Origin of the sequence: Providencia sp. PROV209 (assembly GCF_028479485.1) — a bacterium.
GTDB lineage: Bacteria > Pseudomonadota > Gammaproteobacteria > Enterobacterales > Enterobacteriaceae > Providencia > Providencia alcalifaciens.
This window is the reverse complement of sequence record NZ_JAMPNR010000001.1, coordinates 318672-336379: the sequence shown is the minus strand read 5'-3', so window position 1 is coordinate 336379 and position 17708 is coordinate 318672. Positions and strand designations below refer to the sequence as shown.

Below are 17708 nucleotides of genomic sequence, written 5' to 3'. Positions count from 1 at the left end.
CTTTTACTTGAAGCAGATGAAGAACTTAGTTCACTGCCGCCATTGTTAATGTTGCAATATTAATAATCGGTTGTGGCCACAGACCAAACACAATCACCGCAATTGCACACACAGCAGCAAACACTGTGCCTAATGTCATTTTTTCTGGACCAGTATAACGATCTGCATGCTCTGCATCACGGCTATATAAGCTCGCCATAAAGCGCAGATAGTAGAATAACCCTAATGCACTACCTACCACGATAGCACCCGTTAACCACCACAGTTCCGCATAAACCACAGAAAGAATCGCGTAGAACTTACCGATGAATCCGAGTGTGATTGGAATACCCGCCAGAGATAACAGCATTACCGTCATGACCAACGCTAATACCGGCTTATGCCAGAATAAACCACGGAACGCACTAAAATCATCTTGGTCATCACCACGGTATGGACTTGAAATCACGCTGACCACACCAAATGCCCCCAAACTTGCCAGTAAGTAGCTCACCAGATAGATAGCAATAGTGACTTGTGCCAATTGTGCATCAACACGCATTGCCACTAATGTCACCAACAGGTAGCCCATATGTGCGATGGATGAATAACCCAGTAAGCGTTTTGCGCTCTTCTGAGTTAGTGCCAATAAGTTACCAAACAGAATCGAAGCGACCGCAATCACACCGACAACCACTAATAATGTGTCGGTTTGCGCCAATCCATCTGTATGGGCGATTGGTGCTTCTAAGAAGATACGAACCAATACGGCAAAAATAGCGATTTTACTGCCCGTTGCTAAGAAAGCCGCAACCGGTGCTGGCGCACCTTGGTAAACATCAGGTGTCCATAATTGGAATGGGAACAGCGATAATTTAAAGCCAAAGCCCACAATCATCATTCCTAAACCAACTAAAATCAGCGGAGCATGAACACTGCTATTCGCTAAACTTTGACCGACGACGCTAAAGCTTAAGCTGCCTGATTCTGCGTATAACAAAGCGATACCGAACAGCAGGAATGAAGAGGCTGCTGCGGATAACACCATGTACTTGATACCCGCTTCTAAAGTGCGACTACGTTCGAAGGTATAAGCCACTAAACCGAACAGTGGGATAGAGATCAATTCAATACCGATAAACATCGACGCCATATGGTTCGACATCCCCAGTAACACTCCACCGGTTACTGCAATGGTCAGTAATAAGTAAAACTCTTCTTTGTTATCATTGAAACCTTCTAACCAATGATAAGCAAAGATAGCCGTACCCATACCCGCGATCAGAACCAATCCTGAGTAGAACAGTGCAAAACCATCAACTAACAGCAGTGAAGTGACTGCTCTTGGTAGGAGTGTTTCTTCGCCCAGCTCTGTCGGAAAGGTATAACCGTAAACCCAAATCAGTGAAACTAGCGTTAAAAGAAAGCCAACCACTGTTATCGCGGCACTGGTTAAATGATCGCGCCGCCACGCAATTGACAGCATCACAATCACTGCAGTTAATCCAACGAGGATCAACGGCAGCATTGCTAACAATTCTAAAGGTGTTATTGTCATGGCGAATTACTACCCTTGTGTTGAAAGTGAAGCAGAATACAGGTTATGCAGTGTTTCCATCGAGCCCGCTGATGTATCCAAGATAGGCTGAGGGTAGAAACCAATGATAACCAATAAAGCCGCCAGAACCAGTAGAACACCAAACTCACGGGCGGTTAGCCCTTTCAGTTCAGTGTCTGATTTCGGCGTTCCGTAGTAAGTCTGCTGCATCATCCATAGTGCATAGATAGAGGCAAACACCACACCAAATACCATAATGCAGGTCACTAATGTGAATTGGCTGAAGCTACCGAAGAAGATCATGAATTCACCGATAAAGTTACCTGTGCCTGGCATACCTAACGTTGCTGCTGCAAAGAACAAGGATAAACCCGGTAACCATTTGATGCGCTTCCATAACCCACCCATCATGCGCATATCACGCGTTTGAGTACGCTCGTAAAGCTGACCACTGATAATAATCAGCGCTGCACCGGACAGACCGTTTGTGATCATTTGGACCACAGCACCTTGATACGCCAGCGTTGATCCTGCGTAGATAGCCACAGTGACAAATCCCATATGAGATAAGCTACTGTACGCCGCTAAACGCTTAATATCCGTCTGTTTAAACGCTAACCATGCACCGTAGAAGATACTGATGACACCCAGTGTCATCGCCACAGGTGTAAATTGCAGTGACGCTTCTGGGAACAGAGGTAACGTAAAGCGTAATAAGCCATATGCCGCTGTTTTCAGCATGATACCGGAGATATCCACGGAACCCGCAGTTGGCGATTGTTCTTGGGTATCTGCCATCCACCCATGGAATGGCACTAATGGCATTTTGACGGCGAAAGCAATAAAGAAGCCCAGCATCAGTAAGAAGCTAGTCGTTCCAGACAGCGCGCTTTCCGTACCCAGTAACAAGTTATAGTCGAATGTCAGCTCACCGGACTCAATAAAGTGAACGATAACTAAGCCAATAATCGACACCAGCATGATCAAACCGCTGACTTGTGTATAGATAAAGAATTTTGTCGCGGCATTCACATGCTGACGGTTACCTGAACCTTTGTGTCCCCAATTCGCAATCAGGAAGTACATCGGAATCAGCATCATCTCCCAGAAGAAGAAGAATAAGAACAGGTCAACCGCAGTAAAGATCCCCATCACACCCGCAATAATCCATAGCAGGTTAAAGTGATAAGCACCTTGGTTTTCTTGCTGTTCGCTCCACGAACTGAGGATGGAGAACGCTCCCATAATGGCCGTTAATACCACCATTAGTAGAGATAACCCATCAACCGCTAGCGAGAAGTTGATACCCAGCGCAGGGATCCACTCAGTTGAGTATGTATTCTGCCACTCTGGAATACCTTGTGGGTTTACCAGCGAATAGTCCCCTTGCAGCCAAAATAGTACTGCGAGGATCAGCGTCGTTCCCATTGTCCCCAGCGCAACCCAACGAGGTGCGCGGTGACTGAATCGGTCAGCCTGCCAGCTTAGCAGGGCACCGATAAAGGGAATAAGTATTAGCCAATATAATTGCATGGCGCAATGTGTCCCTTAATTAAACCAAAAGCAGCAGAGCAAGAATCAGCACTGCACCCAGCCCCAGAGAGGCAACATACCAACGGATCTGACCGTTTTCACTCACTGCTAGCCCTTTATTTGCCCAACGTGAAAGATGTGCAGGGATATTCATCAGTGAGTTAATCGGATCGCTTTCGAGCAACCATGCGATACCTTTGAATGGTTTCACAAAGATAACGTCATACAGCCAGTCGAAGCCCCATGCATGATACCACCACGTTGAGAAGAAACGACCAATCGCTGTCTTAGCAATCGCATCAACGATAGAACGTCTAAACAGGTAGAGGAACGTCGCAATCAACAGACCAGCGATAGCAAAACCACCCGAGATAGCTTCGATAAACAGTTTACCGTCTCCAGCTTCCATTGGTTTTGCAGGGAAAACGCCCTCTAATGGCTGATGGATCATCGCACCCACAAAGGTCGCGAGGATAGCCAAAATAGCCAGTGGTACGGTGTGAGTGATGCCTTTAACTTTATGCGCTTTGATTTTTGCTTCACCATGAAACACGATGAAAATCATACGGAAGGTATAAATAGCGGTCATCAGAGCACCGATGATACCTGCCCATAACAGCACAGTTTGTCCATCCACTTTCGCGCCCCACAAGATGGCATCTTTACTGTAGAAACCAGAGGTAAACAGCGGCAACGCTGCCAATGCACTACCACCGATTAACATTACAATATAAACGAATGGAATTTGCTTACGCAGCCCACCCATCTTGAAGATGTTTTGCTCGTGGTGACACGCGATGATCACCGAACCTGCGGACAGGAACAGTAACGCTTTGAAGAAGGCGTGTGTCATTAAGTGGAAAATTGCCGCATCCCATGCTTGAACACCCAGCGCCAAGAACATGTAACCAATCTGGCTCATGGTGGAGTAAGCAAGAACACGTTTGATATCCGTTTGTACCAGTGCAGCAAAGCCTGCAAACAGTAACGTTACTGCGCCTATGACACCCACTAAATGCAGAATGTCTGGCGTTAACAGGAATAACCCATGAGTACGTGCGATTAAGTACACACCTGCCGTTACCATGGTTGCGGCGTGGATTAATGCAGAAACCGGTGTTGGACCTGCCATTGCATCGGCTAACCATGTTTGTAATGGTAACTGAGCCGATTTACCCACAGCACCACCCAGTAACATCAGCGTTGCCCAGTTCAGCATGGATAAGCCTTCTGGTGACAGCTGAGTTGCACGTTGCGCCATTTCGCTGAAGTTTAATGTGCCCAGTTCGTTGTACAGGATAAACATGCCGATAGCCAAGAACACGTCACCGATACGGGTCACGAAAAAGGCTTTCATCGCTGCTTTGCCATTTTCTGGGTTGGTGTAATAGAAACCAATCAACAGATAACTGCACAGCCCTACCCCTTCCCAACCGAGATACATCAGCATCATGTTATCGGCCAGCACTAATACCACCATGCTCGCGATAAACAGGTTAGTGTAAGTGAAGAAACGTGAGTAACCTTCCTCGCCACGCATATACCAAGAGGCATACACATGAATAAGGAAGCCCACACCCGTTACCACACCTAACATGGTCAAAGAAAGACCATCGAGGGATAAGCTAAATGGGATAGTGAAATTACCCACAGACATCCAAGTCCATAACATTTGTGGATAAACATACCCAGCTTCATGAGTTAGAAACTCAGAACCAGCATAAAATGCAACTAGAGCGGCGAGACCCACTGAGCCTGCGCCGATAATCGCGGATACATTTTCTGACCAACGACCGCGGGAAAATGCGAGAAGCACAGACCCTAACAGCGGGAACAGAATCGTTAAATAGAGTAAGTTCATTCGCGCATCTCACTGACTTTATCAATGTTCAGGTTTTGACGATGACGATGGAGTTGCAGTAACAACGCCAATCCAATACTCGCCTCCGCTGCCGCCAGAGTGATTGCCAGAATATACATAATCTGACCATCTGGTTGCCCCCAAAAACTGCCCGCGACCACAAAGGCTAATGCCGTTGCGTTCACCATGATTTCCAGTCCGATCAGCATGAAAAGCAGGTTGCGGCGAATAACGAGGCAGCTAAGTCCCATTACGAAAATAATTACCGCTAAAATCAGACCATGTTGAAGAGGTATCATTGTTTCTCCCCCGCATTACGGCTGTTGCTGACAAGATCAGCACTGTTTTCTGAACGGTCACGACCCACATGGAATGCAACAACCAAACCTGCGAGTAACAATAACGATGCCAATTCAACCGCTAAGACGTAAGGACCAAACAAACTGATACCCACTTCTTTCGCCGTGATAATTGCACCTTCCGTTTTATCTTGGTGAGAAAGGCTTGTGATCCCGTAAACTAAAATGCCCAGTAAAACGGCAGATAGCACTGCGGGACCTATCCACGTTTTCGGTGTTAACCAAGCGCGCTCTTGCTCTTGTACAGAGCGCCCTAAGTTCAACATCATCACCACGAAAACAAACAGAACCATAATGGCGCCTGCGTAAACGATAATCTCCAACGCACCCGCGAAATACGCGCCTAGCGAGAAGAACACCATTGACAGTGCCAGCAGAGAAACCACCAGATACAGTAGCGCATGCACTGGATTGGTATTGGTTATCACCCTCAAAGTTGCTAAAACAGCAACCAGACCGGCGATATAAAAAGTAAATTCCATGAATATCGCTCCTTACGGCAACAGGTCTTTGACGTTGATTGGTTTGGCTTCGTTATCCGCTTCACCTTTATCTTTACCTGCAATCGCCATACCTGATTTACGGTAAAAGTTATAATCAGGATATTTACCCGGACCCGAAATCAGCAGGTCATTCTTTTCATAAACCAGATCCTGACGACGCCAATCTGCCATTTCAAAGTCTGGCGTTAATTGGATTGCCGTCGTTGGGCAAGCCTCTTCACACAGACCACAGAAAATACAGCGAGAGAAGTTCACGCGGAAAAATTCTGGATACCAGCGTCCATCTTCATGTTCCGCTTTTTGCAGTGAGATACATCCCACAGGGCAAGCCACCGCACATAAGTTACACGCAACACAACGCTCTTCACCGTCAGGATCGCGCGTTAGCACGATGCGTCCACGGTAACGGGGTGGCAGATAAACCGGCTCTTCTGGGTACATCTGCGTTTCCCGTTTATCGAACGCATGTAGACCCACCATCCAAATACTGCGTACTTGGGTGGCGAAACCGACCAATAACTCTTTTAATGTCATGGTTCAATCACCCCTTACTGAGCGTTGTATAAAATCACTGCTGCGGTACCCAGCAGGTTAAGCAGTGTCAACGGCAGGCAAATTTTCCAACCGAAAGACATGACTTGGTCATAACGTGGACGCGGTAAAGACGCACGGATCAAGATGAACATCATCATGAAGAATGCTGTTTTAATCGCAAACCACAGGAAAGCAGGCAAGAATGGACCATGCCAACCGCCAAAGAACAGTGTCACAATCAGAGCAGACACTGTCACGATACCGATATATTCACCCACGAAGAACAGACCGAATTTCATACCGGAATATTCAACGTGATAACCGTCGGCAATTTCTTGTTCCGCTTCGGGTTGGTCAAATGGGTGACGGTGACACACCGCAACACCCGCAATCGCAAACGTAATGAAGCCAAAGAATTGTGGGATAACGTTCCACATACCCGCTTGGGAGTTCACGATGTCAATTAAGTTGAATGAACCCGCTTGCGCGACGACACCCATCAATGACAATCCTAAGAACACTTCATAGCTGACGGTTTGAGCGGATGCACGCATCGCACCCAATAATGAGTATTTGTTGTTACTTGACCAACCTGCAAATAGCACCGCGTAAACAGCCAGACCCGCCATCATCAGGAAGAATAAAATTCCGATGTTCAGATCCGCAACATGCCAAGTCGGGCTGACTGGCACAATCGCAAATGCTAAAAACAGTGAACAAAATGCAATAACTGGCGCCAGCGTAAAGATTTTCTTATCCGCAAACTCTGGGATCCAGTCTTCTTTAAACAGCATTTTGAACATGTCGGCAATCAGCTGACCCATACCAAATGGGCCAACACGGTTAGGGCCGTAACGGTTTTGGAACAAACCGAGAATACGGCGTTCGCCGAGACTCATGTATGCCCCGCAGGTCACAACAACCAGCAAGATAACAACTGATTTAAGGATGGAAATCAGGACTTCCATCACCGCCGGAGAAATCCAATCCATCATGCGCCCCTCCGCAGATTATTCACTGACACGCCAGCCATGACAGGTGCAATTCCCGGCATACCAAGAGGTAAACCGATATGACCCACTGCAAGGTGCTGGCTGATGCGTACTGGCAGATTAAACGTTTGACCTGCATGGCTAAACTCGGCTTTTACGCCTGCATTTAAGCCCAGTGTCGCCGCATCTTGTGCATTCAACATGATATAAGGCTCTGGCATACGTTGCTGAATCACATCGGCACGTTGTGAGGTTTCATCACTGCCAAATAGATGATAGTAAGGTGCAACGACCCATTGAGATTCACCGCCTTGGTAAGCCGCTGGGATCTCAGTGAAGTAAGCCAATTTACTGTCTTTGGAATTGAATAAACGCACGCCTGGGTCACCAAATAACAGGTGTCCACCCACTTCCGCTTGGAACTTGTTCCATGCTTGTGGTGAGTTCCAGCCCGGTGCCCATGCAAATGGAATTTGCTGACGTGGTGCTTTCGGTTGGTTATTCCCTTCCATTGAGAACGCAAATGGTGAGTCGATATCTTGCGGTTGACGCGGTTCATGAACCGATTTGTCCGCCAGCATTGCCGTACGACCGCTGTAACGATGCGGTTCACGCGCCAATTTCTGTCCACGAATGCGGAAAGAGGCTTTTGGTGCGGTATCTCTGATACCTGCAAATTGCGGCAGTGCAGCCACACACTCTTCAATAACGTGATCTAATTGCGACCAATCCGCATCACGTTGCTGCGCTTCAGTGTGCAGTGAATGCATCCAACGCCAGCTTTCGTTCATCACAATGCTGTTATCGTAGTAAGTTGGGTCAAACACTTGGAAGAAACGTTGAGCACGACCTTCTTGGTTGATAAGCGTACCATCTGCTTCAGCAAAACTGGCTGCTGGCAGCACTAATGTCGCTTTATCCATAATGTCAGTGTGCTGGTGGTCTGCCACAATTAGGTGTTTCAATTTCGCTAATGCGCTATTGACGGCATCCACGGTGCTATGACGGTAAAGGTCATTTTCCATCACAATCGCAACATCGGCTTCTTTGGCTTCAATGCGAGCAAAGGCGTTTTCTAACGGCAGTGCGTTCATCATCGCCAGACCGAAGCTATTTGCATGAGATGCGACATAAGACAGACCGACGTTTGCACCTTTCGCTTTCAGCGCAAATGCCACGTTCGCTGCGGCTTCAATCATCGCATCACTAGCGCTATGGCTACCACTGATAATCAGAGGTTTTTTCGCACCTGCTAAGGCCTGAGCCACAGTTTCTACTTTCGCTTTCACATCAGCCGGTAAATCATTCACCGCTGGTGCGTCACCGTTGATCAGGTTAGCAATCGCAAAACCGAAACGCGCTTGGTCAGCCACTGGCGCACGGTAATTGTATGCCGCGACATCATCTAAACGCGTGTCATCCACGTTGGTGATAAACAGTGGATACTTGGCGTGTTGACCAATGTTTTGAATCGCTGCGATTTGCCAGTCAGCGACTTTCTGTGCCGCTGCCATTTCACGGGCTTTGCCCTTCACGGCTTGGCGAACAGACAGCGCCATACGCGCACCCGTCTGGGTTAAATCTTCACCCAGCACTAACACCGCATCATAACCTTCGATTTCACGCAGTGTTGGGGTGTAGATGCCACCATTTTGCAGGATATTTTGCATCAACGATAAGCGACGTTGCTCGTCCGCAGAAATGCCCGAATAGAAGTTTTCCGCACCAACCAGCGCACGCAGAGCATAGTTACTTTCAACGCTCGCACGCGGAGACCCGATACCAATCACTTTTTTCGCTTGATTGATAATCTGCGCACCGCTTTGCATCGCTTCAATTGCTGAAATCACTTGCTGCACGCCATCTTTAGTGAATAGTGCTTGGCGAGGACGGTCTTTGCGGTTTACATAACCATAACCAAAGCGACCGCGGTCACACAGGAAGTAATGGTTTACAGAACCGTTATAGCGGTTTTCAATACGGCGTAGTTCACCATAACGCTCACCTGGGCTGGTATTACAACCGATACTGCATTGTTGGCAGATACCCGGTGCAAATTGCATATCCCATTTACGGTTGTAGCGTTCTGAGTGAGTTTTGTCGGTGAATACCCCTGTTGGACACACTTCGACGAGGTTGCCAGAAAACTCGCTTTCCAGCGTACCGTCTTCAGTACGACCAAAATAGACATAGTTATGCGCCCCATACACACCTAAATCAGTGCCATCCGCATAATCTTTGTAATAACGAACACAGCGGTAACACGCGATACAGCGGTTCATTTCATGACTAATGAAAGGACCGAGATCTTGGTTAACGTGAGTACGCTTAGTAAAACGATACTTACGCATCGTATGACCAGTCATGACCGTCATATCTTGTAAGTGGCAGTTACCCCCTTCCTCACAGACTGGGCAGTCGTGTGGGTGGTTGGTCATTAGCCATTCAACAACACTTTCACGGAATTGTTTGGCTTCTTCATCATCGATTGAGATGTAAGTGCCTTCCGTTGCCGGTGTCATACAAGACATTACGAGGCGACCACGAGTGTCATCTGCGTTTTGATACTGCTTCACCGCACACTGGCGGCAAGCGCCAACGCTTCCCAGCGCCGGATGCCAGCAAAAATAAGGAATATCTAGCCCCAACGATAAGCAGGCTTGTAACAGGTTTTCTGACCCGTTTACGTCATATTCTTTGCCGTCTACATATATCGTAGCCATAGTCAGCATGCTTCCCAAAGGCCCGCGTTAGCAGGCGTTAAACATAAATACGTTCTTCGTTAAAAATTCGTTTAGCGGTTGCTCAATCGCTAAATGCTTACCAACGCTGCTTCAGCAGGTTTGGTTGGATCCCGGCAATCTGCACGATGTTACGCAGATCTTTTTTCGAGATACCCGCTTCGAACTCTCCACGGAAATATTTGATGGCGCTTTGTAATGGCTCAACCGCACCCGGTGCGTGTGCACAGAACGTTTTACCTGGACCTAAGAAACGGCAAAGTTGCTCAAGAGTTTCGATATCCCCTTCTTGACCTTCGCCTTTTTCCAGTGCTTGTAAAATTTTCACGCTCCATGGCAAACCATCACGGCATGGCGTACACCAACCACAGGATTCACGTGCGAAAAAGGTTTCTAAGTTACGCACTAAAGAAACCATATTGATTTCGTTATCCACTGCCATTGCCAGTGCAGTCCCTAAACGGCTGCCCGCTTTTGCAATATTTTCGAAATCCATCGGTAAATCGAGGTGATCGTTGGTCAGGAAGTCAGTTCCTGCACCACCCGGTTGCCATGCTTTGAGTTTTAATCCATCGCGCATACCGCCCGCGTAGTCTTCTAAAACTTCACGCGCTGTCGTACCAAATGGCAATTCCCATAAACCTGGATTTTTCACACGACCTGAGAAGCCCATCAGCTTAGTGCCGGCATCTTTACTCTTACCAGCACTTAAATTGATATACCACTGGTCACCGTGCTCTAAAATCGCAGGAACGTTACAGATGGTTTCCACGTTATTCACGCAAGTCGGTTTACCCCAAGCCCCAGAACTCGCAGGGAATGGTGGTTTAGAGCGTGGGTTTGCGCGGCGACCTTCTAATGAGTTAATCAGTGCGGTTTCTTCACCACAGATATAACGACCTGCGCCCGTGTGCACAAACAGCTCAAAATCAAAACCTGAACCAAGAATATTTTTACCTAACAGACCCGCTGCTTTTGCTTCTTCAATGGCGCGACGTAAATTTCTTGCCGCTTCCACATATTCACCACGTAGGAAGATGTAACCGCGATATGCTTTAAGTGCATATGCGCCAGTAATCATCCCTTCAACTAAAAGGTGAGGAAGTTGCTCCATCAGTAGGCGGTCTTTATAGGTGCCCGGCTCCATTTCATCCGCATTACATAAGAAATAACGCAGTTTCATGTTTTCGTCTTTTGGCATCAGGCTCCATTTCAGACCCGTTGAGAATCCCGCACCACCGCGTCCTTTCAGACCCGCGTCTTTAACGAGATTAACAACTTCATCCGGCGCCATGCCTTTAAGTGCACGCTCAAGACCTTTGTATCCGTTTTTACTGCGATACTCATCTAACCAGACTGGCTGCGCGTCATCACGCAGGCGCCAAGTTAGTGGATGAGTTTCTGCAGTTCGGATCACTGGATTAACAGAATTTGTCATGGATACTGCTCCAGTAGCTTTTGAATATTTTCAGGCTGGACGTAACTGTGGGTATCCTCATCGATCATCATCGTAGGCCCTTTGTCACAATTGCCTAAGCAACAGGTTGGCAGCAGCGTAAAGCGACCATCAGCCGTTGTTTGTCCTGGGCGAATATTCAGCTGTTTAATAATTTCAGCTTCTAAGCCTTGGTAGCCGGTAATATGGCAAACAACGCTGTCGCAATAACGAATAATATGGCGACCAACAGGTTGGCGGAAAATTTGGCTATAGAATGTCGCAACCCCCTCAACATCACTTGCGGGGATACCTAAAACATCAGCGATAGCGTGAATTGCGCCATCTTCAACCCAGCCACGGTTCTTTTGCACAATTTTCAGCGCTTCAATCGACGCTGCGCGTGCATCTTCGTAGTGATGTTTTTCGCCTTCAATTTCCGCACGTTCGTGTTCAGTTAACACAAAACCGTGGTTCACTTGCGGTTCAAAGACATTCACAACGTCTAATTGCTCGTGTTTATTTTGTTCATTATGCATGGTTAGCGATCCACATCCGACATTACAAAATCAATACTACCCAGATAGACAATCAAGTCAGACACCAAGCTACCTCGAATAACCGCCGGAATTTGCTGTAAGTGCTCATAGCTCGGGGTACGAATTCGTGTACGATAACTCATGGTGCTACCGTCACTGGTCAAGTAGTAGCTGTTGATCCCTTTGGTTGCTTCAACCATCTGGAATGATTCGTTCGCTGGCATCACCGGTCCCCACGACACTTGTAAGAAGTGGTTAATCAGGGTTTCGATATGCTGCAATGTACGCTCTTTTGGTGGCGGCGTAGTCAGTGGGTGATCCGCTTTAAATGGACCTTCTGGCATATTCTTCAAGCACTGCTCAAGAATACGGATACTTTGACGCATCTCTTCCACTTTGATCATCACGCGGTCATAACAGTCACCGTTGTGAGCGATTGGGATGTCAAATTCAAAGTTTTCGTAGCCAGAATATGGACGCCATTTACGCACGTCGAAATCTACACCTGTTGCACGTAAACCTGCCCCTGTGACGCCCCACGCTAACGCTTCTTCTTTGGTATAAGACGCTACGCCAACAGAACGACCTTTCAGGATGGAGTTTTTCAATGCAGAGGTAACATAAGATTCTAGGCGCTTCGGTAACCAATCGAGTAATTCGCGCAGCAGTTTGTCCCAGCCACGAGGTAAATCATGAGCTACACCGCCAATACGGAACCATGCTGGATGCATACGGAAGCCCGTGATAGCTTCAATCACGTTGTACACTTTTTGTCTATCGGTAAACGCGAAGAAAACTGGCGTCATCGCACCAACGTCTTGGATATACGTACTGATATATAGCAGATGGCTATTGATACGGAAAAGTTCTGACATCATGACACGGATAGTTTTTACGCGATCCGGTACTTCAATACCTGCCAGTTTTTCAACCGCTAAAATATAAGGCATCTCATTGACACAACCGCCAAGATATTCGATACGGTCTGTGTAAGGAATGTAGCTATGCCATGATTGGCGTTCACCCATTTTTTCTGCGCCGCGATGGTGATACCCAATATCTGGCACGCAGTTAATAATTTCTTCACCATCGAGTTGTAGAACAATACGGAATGCACCGTGGGAAGATGGGTGGTTTGGACCCAAGTTAAGGAACATGAAATCTTCGTTTTCATTTCCTCGAGACATGCCCCACTCTTCTGGTTTGAAAGTCAATGCTTCCATTTCCAGATCTTGTTTCTGCTTAGTTAGCACAAACGGGTCGAATTCAGTGGCACGCGCTGGGTAATCTTTACGCAGTGGATGACCTTCCCAGCTTGGTGACATTAGAAGGCGGCGCAGATTCGGGTGACCTTGGAAGGTAATACCGAACATGTCCCAAACTTCACGTTCATGCCAGTTAGCATTAGGGAAAAGAGAAACCACGGACGGCACGTTTAAGTCATTCTCGTTAAGAGCCACTTTCAACATGATATCGCGATTTCGGTCAATAGATATGATGTGGTAGAACACACTAAAATCTGCTTCAGGCAGACCTTGGCGATGGATACGCTGGCGTTCATCGACTCCGTGTAGGTCGAATAACATCACATAAGGTTTAGGCAGTTTCTTTAAGAAATCTACAATTTCCAGTAATTGTTCACGGCGCACCCAAATCACTGGCATGCCAGTACGGGTCGCTTGAACAGAAAAGGCATCCGGGCCAAATTGATTGCGCAGTTCCAGAAGCACAGGATCATTAATGTGATCCTGTGTCTGCCATTCTGGCTGGTTACGACTCGCTTGCGCTATCTGATCTGTCATCATTCTTCACCATAACGCTTGATCAGGTTTATTATTTCGCAACAACATTGCTCTGTTACGCTGTATGGCTAAAAGCCTTAAATTTCGTCTGGGGTACGCAGGTTAGTCACTGCGATACGTTCACCGTGTTTTCTTTCTCTTTCTGACTGCATGTTCGCACGATAAACACCCTGATCACCGACAACCCATGAAAGTGGGCGACGTTCTTTGCCGATGGATTCTTGTAACAGAAGGAGAGCCTGCATATAGGCTTCAGGGCGTGGTGGGCAGCCTGGAATGTACACATCCACGGGAATAAATTTGTCGACGCCTTGCACTACAGAGTAGATGTCATACATCCCACCCGAGTTTGCACATGAACCCATGGAGATAACCCATTTTGGTTCAAGCATTTGGTCATATAGGCGCTGAATAACGGGAGCCATTTTAGTAAAACAGGTTCCCGCAACAACCATGAAGTCGGCTTGACGAGGAGAAGCACGTAGTACTTCCGCACCAAAGCGGGCTACGTCATGAACAGCCGTGAACGACGTCACCATTTCTACATAGCAACATGAAAGACCAAAGTTGTATGGCCACAGGGAGTTCTTACGACCCCAGTTCACCACATCATGAAGTGCATGGGATAATTTCCCCATATACACACTGTTTTCAACTTGCTGCTCAAGAGGATCAGTAACGATTTCTTGAGTTTGCAGTGGGTAACGGTCGTTCTCACCGTTCGGATCTATGCGGGTGAGCGTATAATCCATTGTATATTGCCTCGCTTTTTACTGCGGATGACGATTGCTGATTTTAATAACTTCACTAGGACCTTTAACTGCGCGACGTGAACGGATTGGAGTCCAATCCAATGCACCAACGCGGACCAGATAAAATAATCCCGCCAACAATACCAAGATAAAAATAGCGGCTTCGATGAAACCGACCCAACCCGCTTCGCGGATGGCGACAGACCATGCAAATAAGAACATAGCCTCCACATCGAAGATCACGAAAAACATCGCGACCAAGTAGAACTTGGCTGACATACGAAGACGAGCACTACCGACTGAATCAATACCTGACTCATAGGGAACGTGTTTTGTTCTGGCTTTGGCGCGGCTACCCAAGAAATGACCAGCGGTCAACATGAAAGCGCAAAGACCAATAGCGCCGAGAAGGAATATAGCAAAGCCCCAGTTATGGGCTAACTCTAGGATTGATGTAGACATACTCGTTGCTTACTCATTACTTATGATGCGTAACTGCTCTTTTTAACAACATGGCAGTGTTGCAGCACAATTGCCCAGTTAATCGAGAAGAAAGACCAATATGATCCCCAAACTGCAAGATCACCAAACTAAAATCAGTCTAACGACTGCCGTTTGGTTCGTCCTCTCCCACTACATTTTATTCTGCTCAAATGAACAAAATAACCCGTACTTATTACAAAAAATTCACACACAAAAAACATCAGCGAAACAAAAAGTACTCATTATCTGCTAAAACGTGTCAGTGTTACTATACACAAATAAACACGCAAAGTAGTCTAACTGATTATTCGTTTTTACTACACCATTATCTCAGGAAAAACCTGTCTTAACAGACGAAAAAATGTGCTTTTTATTTGATCTAACGCACAGATTTATTGAAAAAATACTCAATTTGTTTACATAACATCCGAATTTAATTTAAGAGGCAATAACGATTTTTTATTCATCATGCCCACTAAGCCACTGAGTACTCTCAGCTATTTTATCAATTCAGCAAAAAATTATTGTTAACGACGTAACAAATCGTTAACTAACTAATGAATTTCATGTTATGCCATATACATCACAATTATTTCATGCTCTTACGCGTTAATCCATACTTAATAAGTGGGTAATACGTGTGTTTTATCACCTATTGAACAGAAACTTTGTTCACTTTTTTATCATCTCACTCTTAAGTAAAATATCGTACGACTAAAATTGACTTAAGTCTCTATTAACCACTTGATGAGTAAGGAGAGAAAATTGGCATTAAGATCATTTTGATAACAATCGAGAGGCAGTATTGCGCAGAGGAAAAAGCAATAAGTAAAAAATAAAAACGGCCGAATCAGACACACTGATCCAGCCGGATAAACATAATACTGTTTTGCCACTTACCCTTGATAAAAAACCTATTTTATCGATAAGGACAAAGAGTGATCTTATTGACCACTGTTCTCTACTTGCTCAGCCGCAGGGGCTACTGCATAAGGGATTTTTTTGTTTTCAATCGCGCTAAAGACGGTAAGCACAAAATCTTTTTGCTCATCCGCATTTTTGTATAACCAGTATTGGATATCTGGTAAACGCGGTAAACCATCCGCTTCACTCAAAATACGAAGATCCGCATTTTGCATTTCCATTGGACGTGCCGTCACACCGACTTCAGCATTCACAGCAGCGCGAACAGCTGGCAATGATGCCGCTTCATACGCCACATGCCATGGTAAACCAGCCTCATCTAATGCATGAGTACATAATTTACGGTATGGGTTAGTTTCATCCATCACTACCAATGGAATCGGTTCATTTGGGCGTAACTGAAAATCTGGTGCACTGTGCCATAAAATAGGAACAGTTCTTAATGCAGTTTTCGGGTGTTGAGGAATACGGCTCGTCGTTAAGGCTAAATCAATTTCGTGGTTATCTAACATTGATTCAATAAACTGAGCACGTTTAATTCGAACTTCTACCGCGATACGTGGAAAAACGGAAGCGATACGGTTCAATAAAAATGGGAGTAAGATATCGACTGTGTCATCGGATGCTCCGATGCGTAATTCACCATCTGCATCGTTATACGTTAATGATGCCGTTGCATCATCATTGGCGCGTAGAATTTGTCTCGCATAACCGAGCAATTGTAAACCATGGGCAGTTAATAGCTTATTACGCCCGTGGCGTGCAAATAATTCACGACCAACTAATTGTTCTAAACGTTGCATCTGCTGACTAACAGCGGACTGAGTACGACATACTGCGGCAGCGGCAGCGGCGAAAGTGTTAAGATCAGCCACTGCGACAAATGTGCGTAGTAAGTCGAGATCTAAGTTCATTATGGGACGATTGGAATTTATCATCGTACATTCTCTTTATATAATTTTATGATACCTGGTGTTTCTGCTCTCCTCCGTGAGAATCAGCGAGTCTTAAAAATGATCCAACTTTTTGCATTTCTAATCCATAGATCTGCATTTATTGTATTCAAATACTCTACATTGCTATACCTATCTGATAATTAACTAAAGTCACTTTAATTATCTAAATAGCATTTTAAGTTTCTATCAATAAAGCGGGCGCTGATTAACAAAAAGCGCAATAAACCCGCAATAATTGAATAGGACTAAATAGTAACATATTTAATGTAGTTGCAATTATTTTAATGTAAGCTCTTTATGTAACATATGATGTAAATTAACAATTTTATTAATTATCAATACGCTAAACATTATAAACACGTTTCCATTAAGAATATTCTTATTAAAATAATCAATATTGCTAACAAAAAAAGCCAAAAACTATCAAAAATCCCCCGACCAATAGTTAAATTTATTTCTAGTTTAATGATTTAAGATTCAAACTTACAGAGTGATACAATTTTGACACGTTTGTCATAGCGTCATTTTTTTACTTTTCCACTCCAAAACAGCGATAATTATCAGAATTAGATTCCAACTTAACAACCACAACCAGAATCAACATCTAACTTATTCAATACTTTAAGATAGCATATATCTGATTCATGTCTAAACCAACCTTTTGCACCAAAAATTATCTAGCATCTTCAAAAGCTTCCGAGGGAGGAGTACAGTAGATAACAACGCCGGAAATCCCCTATCATCGCAAGCCCGTTAG

General features: G+C 45.7%; 14 protein-coding genes. All 14 read right to left on the bottom strand.

From position 1 onward, the window contains the following. Positions 1–25 precede the first annotated feature (25 nt). The 14 genes from nuoN to PR795_RS01590 all read right to left on the bottom strand — a co-directional run bounded on the left by nuoN (position 26) and on the right by PR795_RS01590 (position 16933). Entirely contained in the window at positions 26–1537 is a 1512-nt protein-coding gene (nuoN, locus tag PR795_RS01655; RefSeq protein WP_006661368.1) for an NADH-quinone oxidoreductase subunit NuoN, read from the bottom strand. 9 nt (positions 1538–1546) lie between these two features. Beyond that, complete coding sequence (gene nuoM, locus PR795_RS01650) at positions 1547–3070, bottom strand: NADH-quinone oxidoreductase subunit M (RefSeq protein ID WP_006660294.1); 1524 nt, start codon at positions 3068–3070, stop codon at positions 1547–1549. A 19-nt stretch (positions 3071–3089) separates the two neighbouring features. Continuing rightward, positions 3090–4931 carry an NADH-quinone oxidoreductase subunit L gene (gene nuoL, locus PR795_RS01645; RefSeq protein WP_006660293.1) on the bottom strand — a complete coding sequence of 614 codons (1842 nt, stop codon included), beginning with the start codon at positions 4929–4931 and terminating at the stop codon, positions 3090–3092. Beyond that, positions 4928–5230: an NADH-quinone oxidoreductase subunit NuoK gene (nuoK, locus tag PR795_RS01640; RefSeq protein WP_181480060.1), complete on the bottom strand. Its 303-nt coding sequence runs from the start codon at positions 5228–5230 to the stop codon at positions 4928–4930. Before nuoK ends, nuoL begins: the two co-directional genes overlap by 4 nt. Then, positions 5227–5772: an NADH-quinone oxidoreductase subunit J gene (gene nuoJ, locus PR795_RS01635; RefSeq protein ID WP_006660291.1), complete on the bottom strand. Its 546-nt coding sequence runs from the start codon at positions 5770–5772 to the stop codon at positions 5227–5229. The genes nuoK and nuoJ overlap by 4 nt, the downstream gene beginning before the upstream one ends. A 12-nt stretch (positions 5773–5784) precedes the next feature. Then, positions 5785–6327, bottom strand: a complete 543-nt coding sequence (gene nuoI, locus PR795_RS01630) for an NADH-quinone oxidoreductase subunit NuoI (RefSeq protein WP_004259834.1) — start codon at positions 6325–6327, stop codon at positions 5785–5787. A 14-nt stretch (positions 6328–6341) separates the two neighbouring features. Continuing rightward, a complete protein-coding gene (gene nuoH, locus PR795_RS01625) occupies positions 6342–7319 on the bottom strand; it encodes an NADH-quinone oxidoreductase subunit NuoH (RefSeq protein ID WP_006661367.1) in 978 nt (325 codons plus the stop codon). Further along, complete coding sequence (nuoG, locus tag PR795_RS01620) at positions 7319–10051, bottom strand: NADH-quinone oxidoreductase subunit NuoG (RefSeq protein WP_181480061.1); 2733 nt, start codon at positions 10049–10051, stop codon at positions 7319–7321. The genes nuoH and nuoG overlap by 1 nt, the downstream gene beginning before the upstream one ends. An 88-nt stretch (positions 10052–10139) precedes the next feature. Continuing rightward, on the bottom strand, positions 10140–11498 hold the full coding sequence (gene nuoF / locus PR795_RS01615) for an NADH-quinone oxidoreductase subunit NuoF (RefSeq protein WP_006660288.1): 1359 nt from the start codon (positions 11496–11498) through the stop codon (positions 10140–10142). Continuing rightward, positions 11495–12034 (bottom strand): NADH-quinone oxidoreductase subunit NuoE, encoded by a 540-nt coding sequence (gene nuoE, locus PR795_RS01610; protein ID WP_006660287.1) that lies wholly within the window; start codon positions 12032–12034, stop codon positions 11495–11497. The genes nuoF and nuoE overlap by 4 nt, the downstream gene beginning before the upstream one ends. Before the next feature lie 2 nt (positions 12035–12036). Then, positions 12037–13839 (bottom strand): NADH-quinone oxidoreductase subunit C/D, encoded by a 1803-nt coding sequence (gene nuoC, locus PR795_RS01605; RefSeq protein WP_006660286.1) that lies wholly within the window; start codon positions 13837–13839, stop codon positions 12037–12039. A 74-nt stretch (positions 13840–13913) separates the two neighbouring features. Continuing rightward, positions 13914–14588, bottom strand: coding sequence for a NuoB/complex I 20 kDa subunit family protein (locus tag PR795_RS01600; protein WP_004912254.1), 675 nt, complete (start codon positions 14586–14588; stop codon positions 13914–13916). Between the two features lie 18 nt (positions 14589–14606). After that, positions 14607–15050, bottom strand: coding sequence for an NADH-quinone oxidoreductase subunit A (locus tag PR795_RS01595; RefSeq protein ID WP_036962979.1), 444 nt, complete (start codon positions 15048–15050; stop codon positions 14607–14609). Between the two features lie 965 nt (positions 15051–16015). Beyond that, positions 16016–16933, bottom strand: a complete 918-nt coding sequence (locus PR795_RS01590) for a LysR family transcriptional regulator (RefSeq protein ID WP_006661364.1) — start codon at positions 16931–16933, stop codon at positions 16016–16018. Positions 16934–17708 lie beyond the last annotated feature (775 nt).

Excerpts from the sequence above, each read along its gene's own strand:
- nuoC (WP_006660286.1), bottom strand. The coding sequence starts at position 13,839 with ATGATGACAGATCAGATAGCGCAAGCGAGTCGTAACCAGCCAGAATGG.
- nuoL (WP_006660293.1), bottom strand. The coding sequence starts at position 4,931 with ATGAACTTACTCTATTTAACGATTCTGTTCCCGCTGTTAGGGTCTGTG.
- nuoJ (WP_006660291.1), bottom strand. The coding sequence starts at position 5,772 with ATGGAATTTACTTTTTATATCGCCGGTCTGGTTGCTGTTTTAGCAACT.
- nuoI (WP_004259834.1), bottom strand. The coding sequence starts at position 6,327 with ATGACATTAAAAGAGTTATTGGTCGGTTTCGCCACCCAAGTACGCAGT.
- nuoH (WP_006661367.1), bottom strand. The coding sequence starts at position 7,319 with ATGGATTGGATTTCTCCGGCGGTGATGGAAGTCCTGATTTCCATCCTT.
- nuoE (WP_006660287.1), bottom strand. The coding sequence starts at position 12,034 with ATGCATAATGAACAAAATAAACACGAGCAATTAGACGTTGTGAATGTC.
- nuoN (WP_006661368.1), bottom strand. The coding sequence starts at position 1,537 with ATGACAATAACACCTTTAGAATTGTTAGCAATGCTGCCGTTGATCCTC.
- nuoG (WP_181480061.1), bottom strand. The coding sequence starts at position 10,051 with ATGCTGACTATGGCTACGATATATGTAGACGGCAAAGAATATGACGTA.
- PR795_RS01590 (WP_006661364.1), bottom strand. The coding sequence starts at position 16,933 with ATGATAAATTCCAATCGTCCCATAATGAACTTAGATCTCGACTTACTA.
- nuoF (WP_006660288.1), bottom strand. The coding sequence starts at position 11,498 with ATGACAAATTCTGTTAATCCAGTGATCCGAACTGCAGAAACTCATCCA.
- nuoM (WP_006660294.1), bottom strand. The coding sequence starts at position 3,070 with ATGCAATTATATTGGCTAATACTTATTCCCTTTATCGGTGCCCTGCTA.
- PR795_RS01600 (WP_004912254.1), bottom strand. The coding sequence starts at position 14,588 with ATGGATTATACGCTCACCCGCATAGATCCGAACGGTGAGAACGACCGT.
- PR795_RS01595 (WP_036962979.1), bottom strand. The coding sequence starts at position 15,050 with ATGTCTACATCAATCCTAGAGTTAGCCCATAACTGGGGCTTTGCTATA.
- nuoK (WP_181480060.1), bottom strand. The coding sequence starts at position 5,230 with ATGATACCTCTTCAACATGGTCTGATTTTAGCGGTAATTATTTTCGTA.